This window comes from Vibrio sp. A37 (assembly GCF_059777565.1).
Genome location: NZ_JBLNLI010000002.1, coordinates 15670 through 29357, shown reverse-complemented (window position 1 = coordinate 29357; position 13688 = coordinate 15670). Strand labels below are relative to the sequence as shown.

Annotated in this window: 12 protein-coding genes; 8 read left to right on the top strand and 4 right to left on the bottom strand. The window is 40.9% G+C overall.

Annotation, left to right across the window (positions count from 1 at the left end; genetic code table 11):
• Positions 1 to 38: 38 nt before the first annotated feature.
• Entirely contained in the window at positions 39 to 1331 is a 1293-nt protein-coding gene (locus tag ACM2FC_RS03890; RefSeq protein WP_498479537.1) for a DUF945 family protein, read from the bottom strand.
• A gap of 386 nt (positions 1332 to 1717) precedes the next feature.
• Between ACM2FC_RS03890 and ACM2FC_RS03885 the strand changes: the two genes are divergently transcribed.
• The gene (locus ACM2FC_RS03885) at positions 1718 to 2278 is read left to right on the top strand and encodes a hypothetical protein (protein WP_498479536.1); all 561 of its coding nucleotides are present in this window, start codon (positions 1718 to 1720) and stop codon (positions 2276 to 2278) included.
• Between the two features lie 24 nt (positions 2279 to 2302).
• On the opposite strand, the gene ACM2FC_RS03880 is transcribed toward ACM2FC_RS03885, so the two are convergent.
• Positions 2303 to 2908, bottom strand: a complete 606-nt coding sequence (locus tag ACM2FC_RS03880; protein WP_498479535.1) for a TfoX/Sxy family DNA transformation protein — start codon at positions 2906 to 2908, stop codon at positions 2303 to 2305.
• Between the two features lie 353 nt (positions 2909 to 3261).
• Between ACM2FC_RS03880 and ACM2FC_RS03875 the strand changes: the two genes are divergently transcribed.
• The 7 genes from ACM2FC_RS03875 (at position 3262) to ACM2FC_RS03845 (ending at position 11215) form a co-directional block, all read left to right on the top strand.
• Positions 3262 to 4182, top strand: coding sequence for an HDOD domain-containing protein (locus ACM2FC_RS03875; RefSeq protein ID WP_498479970.1), 921 nt, complete (start codon positions 3262 to 3264; stop codon positions 4180 to 4182).
• 243 nt (positions 4183 to 4425) lie between these two features.
• Positions 4426 to 5331: a LysO family transporter gene (locus ACM2FC_RS03870; protein WP_498479534.1), complete on the top strand. Its 906-nt coding sequence runs from the start codon at positions 4426 to 4428 to the stop codon at positions 5329 to 5331.
• A gap of 85 nt (positions 5332 to 5416) precedes the next feature.
• Positions 5417 to 5929 (top strand): hypothetical protein, encoded by a 513-nt coding sequence (locus ACM2FC_RS03865; protein ID WP_498479533.1) that lies wholly within the window; start codon positions 5417 to 5419, stop codon positions 5927 to 5929.
• Between the two features lie 102 nt (positions 5930 to 6031).
• Complete coding sequence (panP, locus tag ACM2FC_RS03860; protein WP_498479532.1) at positions 6032 to 7678, top strand: pyridoxal-dependent aspartate 1-decarboxylase PanP; 1647 nt, start codon at positions 6032 to 6034, stop codon at positions 7676 to 7678.
• Positions 7679 to 8024: 346 nt separating this feature from the next.
• Positions 8025 to 8879 carry a MurR/RpiR family transcriptional regulator gene (locus ACM2FC_RS03855; protein ID WP_498479531.1) on the top strand — a complete coding sequence of 285 codons (855 nt, stop codon included), beginning with the start codon at positions 8025 to 8027 and terminating at the stop codon, positions 8877 to 8879.
• A 177-nt stretch (positions 8880 to 9056) separates the two neighbouring features.
• The gene (locus tag ACM2FC_RS03850; protein ID WP_498479530.1) at positions 9057 to 9323 is read left to right on the top strand and encodes a GrxA family glutaredoxin; all 267 of its coding nucleotides are present in this window, start codon (positions 9057 to 9059) and stop codon (positions 9321 to 9323) included.
• 209 nt (positions 9324 to 9532) lie between these two features.
• Complete coding sequence (locus ACM2FC_RS03845; protein ID WP_498479529.1) at positions 9533 to 11215, top strand: aspartate:alanine antiporter; 1683 nt, start codon at positions 9533 to 9535, stop codon at positions 11213 to 11215.
• 74 nt (positions 11216 to 11289) lie between these two features.
• Here the strand turns inward: ACM2FC_RS03845 and fabV are convergent, their stop codons facing one another.
• Together fabV and ACM2FC_RS03835 are read right to left on the bottom strand one after the other, a co-directional pair.
• Positions 11290 to 12492, bottom strand: coding sequence for an enoyl-ACP reductase FabV (gene fabV, locus ACM2FC_RS03840; RefSeq protein WP_498479528.1), 1203 nt, complete (start codon positions 12490 to 12492; stop codon positions 11290 to 11292).
• A 130-nt stretch (positions 12493 to 12622) separates the two neighbouring features.
• The gene (locus ACM2FC_RS03835) at positions 12623 to 13396 is read right to left on the bottom strand and encodes a helix-turn-helix domain-containing protein (protein ID WP_498479527.1); all 774 of its coding nucleotides are present in this window, start codon (positions 13394 to 13396) and stop codon (positions 12623 to 12625) included.
• Between the last annotated feature and the right edge of the window lie 292 nt (positions 13397 to 13688).

Below are 13688 nucleotides of genomic sequence, written 5' to 3'. Positions count from 1 at the left end.
AGGCCAGTTGGCCTCTTTCTTTATTCACAGCGTATTGTTTAGTGTGCGTGATTATGAGATTGCGGGTGAACCATACCTGATAGGAACAAAGAGATAAGTGGTATCTTTTGCCCATCTTCGAACACTAAATTCCCGTCTTCGATCTTCGCTTTTAGCTCATAGCCGTCTTGTTTTTGCTTAACCATCTTATTTGCAAGCGCGCCTTCGACAGTGTGCTTCATGAATGGGTACTCTTTCACCAAATCGTTGGAGAAGTAACTATTTATATGACCTTGCAACGCCGTCAGAATCACACCGGGGTTTTGAGTCACATTATCGGTTCCCTGAGGAATGATAAATTTCCAATCAGAAGTAAATTTACCTTTTCCAACATTCATCGAGAAATCTTCAATAGAGAGATAAAACCCTTTCGAGAACAGCGTATTTACGTACGGAATTGCTTTCTCTAAGTCGGATTGTGACAACTCTTGGTTATCCTGAAACAGAGTCATAAGATTGCCGAAAGATTGCTTGTCGATATCGCCAAGAGTGGCATCCAAAACTAAGTTTGTTACATCGCCACCATCTGAAGTCTTAATATCTTTTACAGATAATACATTACGACTTTCGATTTTGGTCTGCTTGTCATCCAGCTTCGAGTTAAATTTATACTGAGCACCTTCAAATGAGAAAGTCGACTTGCCTTTAGGATCATCTATATTGAGTTTCTTGACTTTCAACGTGTGACTTCCAAGCCAGAATCCATTTTCACGCTTGCCTTGACCTTCACCTGTTAAGCTATCAATTAGCAGTTTTTCTTTCGATGCAAAATCCAATTCGATCGAAGGAACATTCAATTTGTAGGTCATCTCACCTAGCACTGAAACCGTACCAGATAAGTATGACGGGGACATAGATACGGTAAACTTCTCTTTGCTGGTATTTGATGTTAAATGCCAATTGCCTAGGTCTATCTTGTATTTGGTATTACCATTTAACTGAGTTGTACTGTCCATGGTTAAAGGAATTTTACTACCATCATCCAGTTTAGAATGCGCGCTGAGGCTATATAGCCCATGCGACACGTCACTGGTGACAAAAAATGAAGTCGGTAAATCGTCTGCTTTAAATTGCTGGATTAAAGCCGGGTCTTTGATAGTGAACTCCGTTTTAACTACAGAAGATAAATATCCTCTGTCATAGTTAACAATTTTTGCGCTGACCGCTCGACTGTTTGCATTATCTATTAGCTTGGTTATCGCATCTTGACCAATTTTCCCTACAGCCAGAGGCCAAATCAAAACCAGTGCAACTGCACCACCAACTGCACCATAAACCTTTAAACGATTCATAAAATATATTGTTCCCTATAGCTCGAGCTATGACCTATTCTGTCAAAAAACTGTTGTTTGGCAATTCTTATACTCTAGATAACTAAATTAGTACATAGTTCCATAATCGAATTGTATTTAAATATATCCAGTTCAGAGCCTGCTAACTATTTGTGTCATATCTAACCCACTCAAAAGTGTACGTAAGTCACTCTAGTATGCTCTTTGGGTGTCAAGAATATTGTAATAAGTGGCATGACCGTTGCTTTATTTGTCAAACAGTGACAAAAGACTGTCTTTTTAATAGAGGGAAAGGGCAAGAATGTATTATGATGGCGCTACGCGATGTGATGACACACTTGTCACCTAAGGTCATGGAATTAGTTAAGATATAGGTTTATGTAAGTATGCGTAAAACAATAATTGCGGCAGCATTAGTACTGGCTTCAAGCTCGGCATTTGCAGAGGTTGACCCATATGCACCATCTACAATGAGTAACTTTAGTTATGACTACGTAGATGCTCGAATTGGTGTCAGTCCTGTGACATATGGCGTAGCTGTCAGTAAATCTATTCACCCTAATGCTCATGTTATCGGGCGAGTAGATTCCGAGTTTGACGGTGATTACGATGCCGCAGGTGGTTTTGGCTTTCACGCCCCAATTAACAACTGGGCAGATTTGACTGGTGAAATGCTATTTAGAATGACCGACAACGGAGATACGTCAAACTCCCTAAAAGGAACGAACACCGGGATGGAGCTAAACCTTGGTATACGTCAATGGCTAGGCCCACAGCTAGAAGTTGGCGGCAAAGCAGGCTATGTATCGATTGATGAAAAAGATGATTGGGTAGGCTCAGTTTACACTCGCTTCCACTCGACAGAGCTATTCTCAATCGGCGCTGAAGCTAGGTTTAATGACTTCTACGGTGACCAATTAATGTTTACGACTCGTTTTAATTTCTAATAAAAATGGGAACCAGTGTACTCACTACACTGGTTCCGCTTCATTCGTATCTTCGCAGTTTTCCAGTAGCTCTTGTTTTTTCTCTTGATCAATGAGCTCCCAGTGAACCCCTTCGATAGCTCCTGCGAATTTCCATAGTAAGTCTGTATCAATATTACTACCATAAGTGTTACGGACTCTACAGTAAGCTTTAGCGGCACCAAGTTTTATAAAAGTATCCACATCTGAAATACCTGATTTTTTCACCATTCTCTCTAACGTCAACCTCATATTTGGTAAGTCTCTAAGTCGTATTAGGCTGGAAGATTTCTTAGACGTTCGTTGATTAATCGATTGATTAATGGAACGAGCAATTATGTTTTCTATATCTATCGTTTCACTCTTTAAAAGTGGGGTAACATTATAGTAATTAACCGTTACCTTAGATTGTTTTTTGACATGAATAAGGCGACCACAACTTAAATCTTCAAAAACTTTATCTAACTCCCCGCCCCCACGAATATAGAGCTTATTTCCTGTCAAGGCTGCAAACATTGCCCCTTCTTTAAAAAGTCCAAGTCCACCAAACATTGATCTTGTACTGAACTTCGTAAAATTCGCCATGTAATCCAATAATGTTTCTTCCGTCATATCCTTGACCCTTACAATGCAGTGGCACCTAACCCAAAAGATAATATTACTTATATTTATTGTTAATTTTGAAATTAAGCCAATACAAACAATAATTTAAATTAATACAATGAATTCATGATAATAAAACAACTTATCTAAACCTGTCAGCAATAAAAGCTAGCTTCATTTTAAGTTGTGTTGCCATATGAGACATGTTTCTCAATAAACTTGGTCTATAATAAATACTATTGTCGAATCTGAGACTAAACTTAGTAACAGTTATCAACATGTTTTCCTTCACCTCGCTATTAGGCTGGGTATCTTTATAGGCATCAAGGATGAACAATATCCATTTGAAAAAAGCAGGACAAATGAATCATTTATCTTTTTACTGGCTACCTGATAATCGAGATCTTCTTATCCAAGGGATTGAAGGAGAATTTGCTCAGCTGGTTGAACGTTCAATTAGCACCGGTAAAGTCACCCTCCCCCCTATTCCAGACGTAGTGCTCAAGATCCAGAGGCTCAGCTCTTTAGAATGCACAACCATTGCTGATATTGCCGATTGTTTACTTGAAGACCCTGGCCTTGCCGCCATCGTGATTCGAGTTGCCAACTCGGTGATCTTTAATCGTAGAAACATCACCTGTACTGATTTGATGACTTCTGTGTCTAGACTCGGCATTGCAAGAGTTCGTGACATTGTTACCGCTCAGGCTATTGAGCAGCTAAAACGATCGGTCAATTTGAGTAAGGAATGTAACCGAATTTTGGTATCAAGTGCTTCGTACTCAAGAGAACTTGGCGCGGCTATGGTTATGGTGGTCAAATCGTATAAAGAAGAGAACCCAGTCCAATTTAAATACCTTGAAGAAGACAAAGCTCTACTCGTTGGCCTTCTTGCCGATATTGGACTATTTTGCTTGGTCAATGAATATTATTTATACCTTGAAAAGGGCAATTACCTAAGTGAAGACATTGCACTGCAACTATTCAGAGCGTTATGTGCGATGGCAAGTCAATTAGTGCTCGAAAGTTGGGGATTTGACGAAGACTTTGTCTCAGTAGCGATGAACTCTTCAGATAGTATTTCTGAAGGTAAAGTCTCCTACCTAGAAATCGCTCGTATTTCTAGTCATTTACTTATGTTCCGCAACCATGAAGAAGAACAAGACGATCACTTTGTAGAAGTGGATGTGATGGGTGCAGACATCTTGTACAAGCTTAGCAATTTAAGTGATGTAGAGTTTAAGAATCAGATGGATCAAATCATCAGTGCGAGTGGCCTATAACCTATATGGCTAAGGGCTACTCAGTATGTGAGATAGTATTTTTGGCTTTATCACTTTAAGTCATACTTAAGCATACGTTTCACGCTTAGCTCAACAACTTGTCTTTTTAGCTTGCTAAGCCTCTATCAAACCATTTCATACCGATACTTATTCAAAGTAAATACAGCTTTTACTCCCCTTTTTGTCAATTCAATGTATGATTGGCGCTTCTTAATACCACCCAAAGGGAGAGAGTAGGACGCCATGCTTTCGGGAATGCTTTTAATATTCGCAGCACTTATTGTTGGATACCTTGTCCCCATTTCAAGTAAATCCACTTTAGATCAAATCATAAAATACACTTCTCGACTGGTTTACGTCATTCTCGCTTTAATGGGACTTAGCTTGTCTGCTTTAGATAATCTAAGCGAAAACTTGCAGCTAATTTCTCAGTATACCTTGGTATTTTTCCTCGCCATTGGCGCTTGTAATTTAGTTTGTTTACCACTTGTCGATAAGTTTTTTGGTATAGATGCCGATAGTAAACAAAACAAATTACCGCTGCTAAGCATGGCTATCGAGTCCGCCAAGCTAGTTCTGGTCGTTGCTGGAGGTTTGGTTGTTGGGCTGTTTTTCCCAGTGAATATCCATATTGTCGAAAGCATAAGTCAGTGGATTTTGTTACTGCTGTTGTTTTTGATTGGTATTCAGTTAAGAAACAGTGGACTAACGTTGAGACAAATTATTTTAAACAAGCACGGAATGCTTATCGCCGCGGTGATCGTTGGTAGTTCAATGGTTGGTGGTGTTATCGCAGCCAAAATACTCAACATCAGCTTGCTAAAAGGCCTAGCAATGTCATCCGGATTTGGCTGGTATTCTTTATCAGGTATCTTAATTGGCGGTGCATACGGCCCCGTTTTTGGCGGTGCCTCTTTTTTGGTCGAACTTCTTAGAGAACTGTTTTCCCTTATTCTTATTCCTCTCATAATTGGGAGCAGACCACATACAGCCATCGGATATGCTGGAGCGACTGCATTAGATTTTACGTTACCCGTCATCCAAACAACTGGTGGGGTAAGGTGTGTACCTATTGCGATCGTCAGTGGTTTTATTTTAAGCCTGCTGGTCCCAGTTTTAATGCTGTTCTTTATTTCACTTGCAAGTTAGATCTCAGGAATAATAATCAATATCCTCTAGAATTACCCTAGGGTTATTCGCCCTAGGTAGGACCTGAAAAATACAAGGAACGTTTATGAATCGCCTTATCGCAGCTCTTTTAGTGAGTTCGGTATCTTTTTTCGCCAATGCCGCTGACACGCAATGTCTCGAAAAAAAATATGACGCTTACGTTGATGCATCCCTTGAGTGGTACAGCAATCTAATTTTGCTCACCAACAAGCAGTATCCTGATCTTGAAGAAGTCAGCCAGTGGTTTCTTCAAGGACGTCAACACCACTTTGAACTGAGCAAAATTGCCGTTACTTACTACCTGCAGAATGACCCTAGAAAAGTCGCGACAGAACAGCCCGTTGAACGGTGGCTTCAGCTAGAACAAAAAGATATAAAGAATCTTGCTAAACATGATGACGAACTGGGAAAAGCGGCTAAACTGACCTATGAAGATCGCCAATCGCCGCCGCATGCTGACAATTATCAGCTGCGTTCAGCCTTTGCAGATCTCTTAAGTAACCCCAAACAAATCAATGATTCATTGCAAAAATATAACGCTGAGATCACAAAAATCGAGAAAATTAACTGCGAGTAGCTGAATCAGTATCTGAGTGGCTAACATCAACCCAATAAAAACGAGACTTTGTTCTCGTTTTCGTTTAGATTGTCGGCCTAAATAATACAAGTATATGACAGTATGGTATCGGAACAAAAAAGCGCTGACGTAAGTTTCGAGAGTCTACTTAGGATTTTTACAGTACCAGAAGGGCCAGACTCCACACTTACAAAAATTGAAGCAAAGCTCTCGCAAAACTTAAATGAGTTTCTGCGCGAGCACATCGTTGCAGAAGAAAAACCATTAAAAGAAATCGAAAAATCATTTTCTAACCCTGCGATCCCAGAAGAAGCACAATTTGTCTCAGACCATACTGAGCACCTGCTAGATACGTTAGTTGCACATTCAGTACACACCTCTGCACCTAGCTTTATTGGACATATGACCTCGGCACTTCCCTACTTTTTGATGCCGTTGTCCAAAATTATGATCGCGCTGAACCAAAATTTGGTTAAGGTTGAAACGTCGAAAGCCTTCACACCACTAGAACGCCAAGTTTTAGGCATGCTTCACCGACTAATTTATAACGATTCGGATTCTTTTTACTCTCAATGGATGCACAGTGCACAGCACTCACTTGGAGCATTCTGCTCTGGCGGGACAGTCGCAAATATTACCGCTTTATGGGTTGCAAGAAACAACCTGCTACGTGCAGACGGAGAATTTAAAGGCGTAGAAAAAGAAGGCTTATTTAAAGCCATGCTTCACTATGGTTACGATGGCTTAGCAATACTAGTGTCTGAAAGAGGACATTACTCACTAAAAAAAGCAGCTGATGTGTTGGGAATTGGACAAGAAGGGCTGATTTCAATTAAAACCGACATTGAAAACCGCCTTTGCCCAACTGATCTACAAGAAAAAATTGCCGAGCTAAAGCAGCAAAATATAAAACCAATCGCGGTCGTTGGTGTTGCGGGCACAACTGAAACTGGCAGTATTGATCCCCTAGAACAAATTGCCGAAATTTGCCAAGCCGAAGACTGCCACTTTCACGTTGATGCGGCGTGGGGTGGTGCAACCTTGATGTCAAATAATTATCGTCACCTTTTAAAAGGTATCGAACTTGCTGATTCAGTCACTATTGACGCGCACAAGCAATTGTATATTCCAATGGGTGCCGGAATGGTACTGTTCAAGCAGCCTGACTTAATAAATTCTATCGAGCACCATGCTCAATATATCTTGCGTAAAGGCTCGAAAGATCTTGGCTGCCGAACGTTGGAAGGCTCCCGCTCAGGAATGGCAATGTTAGTGTATGCATCAATGCATATTATTAGCCGTCCAGGTTACGAGCTTTTAATTGACCAAGGTATAGAGAAAGCCAAGCAGTTCGCTGAACTAATACAAGCCCAACCCGACTTCGAGCTTGTGTCAACGCCTGAACTTTGTTTGCTCACTTATCGCTACGTACCTGAAAGCGTTTTGTATGCACTACAAAAAGCAAAGGCAGCTGACAAAGCAGAGCTAAATGAACTAGTGAATGAACTCACTAAATTCATTCAGAAAAAACAAAGAGAAACAGGTAAGTCATTTGTTTCTCGAACTCGACTAAATCCAAGCCAATGGGATCAATTGGATGTCATTGTGTTTAGAGTTGTTTTAGCTAACCCATTAACCAGCTTTGACATATTGGAAGCGGTAATTGAAGAACAGCGATACATCGCGACACAAGCTCCTAAGTTGATGAAGCGAATTATGGATCTTACCAAGCAAATCAACCATCCATAACCTCATATCCCCGAGCAACCTATCATTCTTCTAGATAGGTTGCCCTCCATTGAGAAATTGAAATTTTCTTTCTTTTTGCTGTAATTCAACCATCAATTTGTTATCAAATTGCTATAGAATCGTGCCTGAGTCTTTCATTTTTGTAGTTTGAAGAAAGTTTTGTTTGAGGCGCATCATATTCTCACCATTTGATCTGTATAAAAATTACTGTATATCAAGCGTTGCGTTATACTGGGGGCATAGTGTTGGTTTAATGCAACTTTTTTAGGAAACAAATTGTTTCCAGCTACTATCGGCTTTAATTTAGACAACCAATGAGTTGTTCTCTATAACTCTCGTACACTCTATGAATACATTAGAAAAAATACAGAAAAACTTAGAAAACTTCAGTAAGTCAGAGCGCAAAGTAGCTGAAGTTATTATGGCTTCTCCTCAAACAGCTATTCATTCCAGCATCGCGACGCTGGCTAAGATGGCTGACGTCAGTGAACCAACAGTGAACCGTTTTTGCCGCCGTCTGGATACAAAAGGCTTTCCTGACTTTAAACTCCATTTGGCTCAAAGTCTTGCTAACGGAACGCCTTACGTAAACCGTAATGTCGAGGAAGACGACGGCCCTGACGCTTATACTCATAAAATATTTGAGTCAACAATGGCTTGCTTGGATGTCGCCAAAAATAGTTTAGATCCCATGCAGGTCAATCGCGCTGTAGACCTTCTAACTCAAGCGAAAAGAGTCTCTTTCTTCGGTTTAGGTGCTTCCTCGGCTGTAGCAAAAGACGCGCAAAATAAGTTTATTCGCTTCAACATTCCCATTACGTGCTTTGAAGATGTGGTAATGCAAAGAATGAGCTGCATCAACAGCACAGATAATGATGTTATCGTACTGATTTCCCACACAGGGCGGACCAAAAGCCAAGTTGAAATTGCTAATTTAGCCAGAGAAAACGGTGCCACTGTCATCGCCATTACCGCAAAGGACTCTCCTTTAGATAAAGCCAGCTCATTGTCGATTACATTAGATGTCCCAGAAGATACTGATGTATATATGCCAATGGCTAGCCGCGTTGTTCAAATGACCGTGATTGATGTTCTAGCAACTGGGTTTACTCTGCGCAGAGGCTCTGGTTTTAGAAGAAACCTTAGGCGAGTAAAAGATGCTTTGAAGGATTCCCGCTACGACAAGTTATCGCAATTGTAGTGAGCATGCCCTAAGCGTTTACGTTCAGGCAGCTAATTGTTGATTGTGTTTTAAGCGCTTTCTTCATTCTAATTTTATTGATAGGTTTTAACTATCAAATTAACAGACAAATCTAGCTTTATTTCCCTTGTTGGATAAGGCATAGTTGCTCATAACGAGTATTGAGGAGAATTTTTTATGTTCGTGGTTATTTTTGGACGTCCGGGTTGCCCATTTTGTGTTCGAGCGAAAGAACACGCAGAAACTCTAAAAGCGCAGCGTGATGATTTCAATTACCGCTATGTCGACATTCATGCTGAAGGTATCAGCAAAGCGGACCTAGAGAAAACAGTTGGTAAGCCAGTTGAAACAGTGCCACAAATCTTTATCGACCAAGAGCATATCGGTGGTTGTGACGATTTCGAAGCTTACGCGAAAGAAAACTTGGGCCTATTTGCTGAATAATCCATAAGACATTTCGCATCTGAATACCTTAAATTCCGCAGTTTAATGACTGCGGAATTTTTCTTTTTATGCCATACAAAAAATAATGATTAAAAATGAAATTTTTCACTTAATTTTTCACGTTAATCAGATACAATTCACACAGTTTATTTACACCTGTCCGTTATGGTGTGATTTTTGATTTGCTGGCATGAGAATAGAGCCGCGCTGTGAATATAGATATCGTACATTTGCTTCAACAAAACCCCATTCTTCTAATTTTTGTCTCTTTAGCGATAGGCCTAGCTATAGGTAAAATCCGCTTCGGAAACCTTCAACTAGGCAACTCTATAGGAGTTTTAATTACTTCGCTGATTCTAGGTCACCTAGGCTTTTCTATTAATGCTGATGCATTGACCATCGGATTTATGTTGTTTATCTTCTGCGTCGGTATAGAAGCTGGCCCAAACTTTTTCGGCATCTTTTTCCGAGATGGTAAGCACTACTTCATTTTATGTATGGTGGTCATAGCCACATCAATCGCTATTACATACTTTGCCGGGCATTTCTTTGGATTAGATTTCGGCATGTCCACGGGTATGATGGCTGGAGCACTCACCGCTACCCCAGTTTTAGTGGGCGCTCAAGATGCTCTAAATTCCGGTTTAGCCACCATCCCCCACAACGCGAATTTTGCCACTGTGATGCAAAACTTGTCTGTGGGCTATGCCATGGCTTATCTGGTCGGTTTGATCAGTATGATTCTATTCGCCAAGCTGTTACCTAAGTTACAAAGACAAAACCTTTCCGACTCAGCCAGACAAATTGCTAAAGAACGTGGTTTAGGCAGCTCTGGGCAGCGAAAAGTATACCTGCCTATCATTCGAGCCTATCGAGCAGGTCCAGAGCTCATTGAGTGGACTGATGGTAAAAACCTACGCGAGCTTGGGATATATCGTCAAACCGGCTGCTATATCGAACGTATTCGTCGTAACGGTATCCTTGCCCACCCTGATGGTGACGCCATATTACAAGAGGGTGATGAGATAGCATTAGTAGGCTTTCCTGATAGCCACGCAAGACTTGATCCTAGCTTCCGCAACGGTAAAGAAGTATTTGACCGCAACTTACTCGACCTTAGAGTTGTAGAAGAAGAAATCGTGGTTAAAAGTGATGGCATGGTTGGCAAAAGGTTGTCTGATCTTAACCTTTCTGAGTATGGCTGTTTTCTCAACCGAGTGGTTCGCGCACAAATTGAAATGCCAATGGATCAAGACATCGTTGTTGCCAAGGGTGACGTATTGCAAGTCAGTGGTGAAAAAAGTCGAGTGCTTGGCTTGGCCGAAAAAATTGGTTTTATTGCCGTACACAGCCAGCTTGCTGACTTGTTTGCATTTTGCAGCTTCTTTATCTTTGGCATCATGCTCGGCCTAATTACTATGACATTTGGCCAAGTTTCTTTTGGTTTGGGTAATGCCGTTGGGCTGCTTTTGTCTGGAATCACGCTAGGCTTTTTGCGAGCCAACCACCCTACTTTTGGCTACGTGCCTCAAGGAGCTCTGAATATGATTAAAGAGCTGGGGCTGATGTTCTTTATGGTCGGCCTAGGGCTCAGTGCTGGTGGAAAGATGTTTGCACATTTATCTCAAAACGGCCTACAGATTATTGGTTTAGCCTTCTTGGTGAGTGTCATTCCAGTCATCATTGCTTATCTAGTTGGCGCTTATATTTTGAAGATGAACCGAGCACTGTTGTTTGGAGCTATTATTGGCGCTAGAACCTGCGCACCAGCGATGGACATCGTTAACGACCATACTAAATCAACGATTCCAGCACTGGGCTATGCAGGCACCTACACCATAGCCAATATTCTAATGACCTTAGCAGGAACCATACTGATCATCCTCAGTTGACAAACCTTACAACCAAAATACCAAAGCAAAAGGGCACTCAATGAGTGCCCTTTCTAGTATCAAAGTTTATTGATTTAGATATTGATAAACTCGACTTCAACTGCTGGATTTACGTCAGCTTCATAATCCACGCCTTCGACACCAAAGCCGAACAACTTCAAGAACTCTTCTTTGTACTCAACGTAATCAGTTAGCTCTTTTAGGTTTTCAGTAGTGACTTGTGGCCATAAATCACGGCAGTAATTTTGGATGTCTTCACGCAGTTCCCAGTCATCTAGACGTAGACGGTTTTTGTCATCCACTTCTGCTGCACTGCCATCGTCTTTGTATAGACGATCACTAAACATACGGAAAATTTGTTCCATACAACCTTCGTGAACACCTTCTTCGCGCATTTTCTTAAATACCATTGCGATGTAAAGAGGCATCACAGGAATCGCAGAACTCGCTTGAGTCACAACAGATTTAAGTACTGCAACATTTGCACTACCGCCGTTTGCTGAAAGCTTTTCGTTTAGAGCTGTTGCTGCGCGATCCAAATCCATCTTAGCTCGGCCTAATGCGCCATCCCAGTAGATTGGCCAAGTCAACTCAGTACCGATGTAGCTGTAAGCAACGGTTTTGCAACCATCAGCCAGTACACCTGCTTCAGAAAGCGTATTGATCCAAAGTTCCCAATCTTCGCCACCCATAACAGTTACAGTGTCTTTGATTTCTTCTTCGGTTGCAGGCTCAATACTCGCTTCGATGATGGTATCTTTGTTTGTATCAACAGCCGCTGAAGTGTACGTCTCACCAATTGGTTTTAGAGATGAACGAACAAGTTCACCTGTTTCTGGCATCTTACGTACTGGAGACGCTAGAGAGTAAACAACAAGGTCTACTTGACCTAGGTCTTCTTTAATCAAGTCGATAGTTTTTTGTTTAGCTTCGTTTGAAAAAGCATCGCCGTTTAAGCTTTTAGCGTAAAGGCCTTCTTCTTTTGCTAGTTTTTCGAACGCTGCAGCGTTGTAAAAACCAGCTGTGCCAGGCTTTCTCTCTGTGCCTTCTTTCTCGAAGAAAACACCAATTGTCGAAGCACCGCCGCCAAATGCTGCTGCGATACGAGAAGACAATCCATAGCCACTAGATGCGCCAACGACTAGTACGCGTTTTGGTGCATTTTTAATTGGACCCTTCGCTTTAGTGTAAGCGATTTGCTCTTGCACATTTGCTTCACAACCTACAGGATGAGTTGTGGTACAAATGAATCCACGAATTCTAGGTTTGATGATCATATTCAACTTCCTTAAAAAAACCCCGCTAGGATAAAAGTTTCGTGGCAAAATCTCATCTAATTTCTTACATTTTGGAAAATTTTATCTAGTGGTTGGGCCACTTTTTTATACAAACCTCACCAAAAACCCATCACAATAATGCACTTGGTGCCTTCATCGTTGGATAAAAACATCCTTTGGCTCCCATTAAAACCATTGTATGTTCTTCAGCATTCACACTGTATTGCTCTCTGTTGTAACTTAGGCTTCTCGCTTCTGACAACAGCGATTCGATTTTTCGCTCAAGCTCTTGAAACTCCTCGTTGGTAATTTGCAAACGAGCGACACTTAAGCACGCAGTTGTATCATTAATATCCAGCAACTGTACCCTTTCTTTTAGGCCATCAATCACCTTACTTTTATAGAAGGTTGGAAATTTTGAACCAGCAGCAAACACGATGTGCCTTGGAACCGTTAACCGATATTTCAATTCTGACACTAGTTTTATCAGCCCCAAATTCTCTAAATCACGCAAATACAAATACATCGAACTTTTGTCAAGATTAAACAGTTGCATCAGTCGCATCGCACTCGCATCAGTACAACAGATTTTTGAAAACAACGTGAATAGCTCTGGTTTCGCAAAAAATGCTTCATCTTGCTGTTTGGTAAACAAAGGAGCGCTTAACGATGCTTTCTCTGCTTCTTGAATGATATTTGATAGAGGAGTCTGAAGTAGATTTGCTATTTCTATCATTCGAGACATAGATAAAGGCTGTTGTAGATTGAGTAGCCTTTTAACACTGACCTCGGAAATATCTAGATATTCGGCCAGTTCACCGTATGAAATGCCCGTCTTTTTTAGAAGCCTTTTAAGCACCTGGCAAACTTCTTTATCAATCTTTTCCAATTTATTGTATCCCATGGCAACACTACAAGAATCATAAGGTGATACTAATTTCTTTTTAATTGATAGGAAAGCATCTTTATACGAATCTAACCGAAATCGCGACGAGCAATGTTAGGAGTAGAAGATGATAAACTTTTTAAATTATCTAAATCGAGTACGGCAATTACAAAATAACCTCAGGCAAGATAAGCCGAACAACAAGAGTAATCTGAGTACCAATGTATCCTTCGCAAACCATTACAACCAAATCTGTTTAATGGCTTTATCGGCAAAAATGTATTTGTAGACGGAAAAAAGCCGAGTGTAT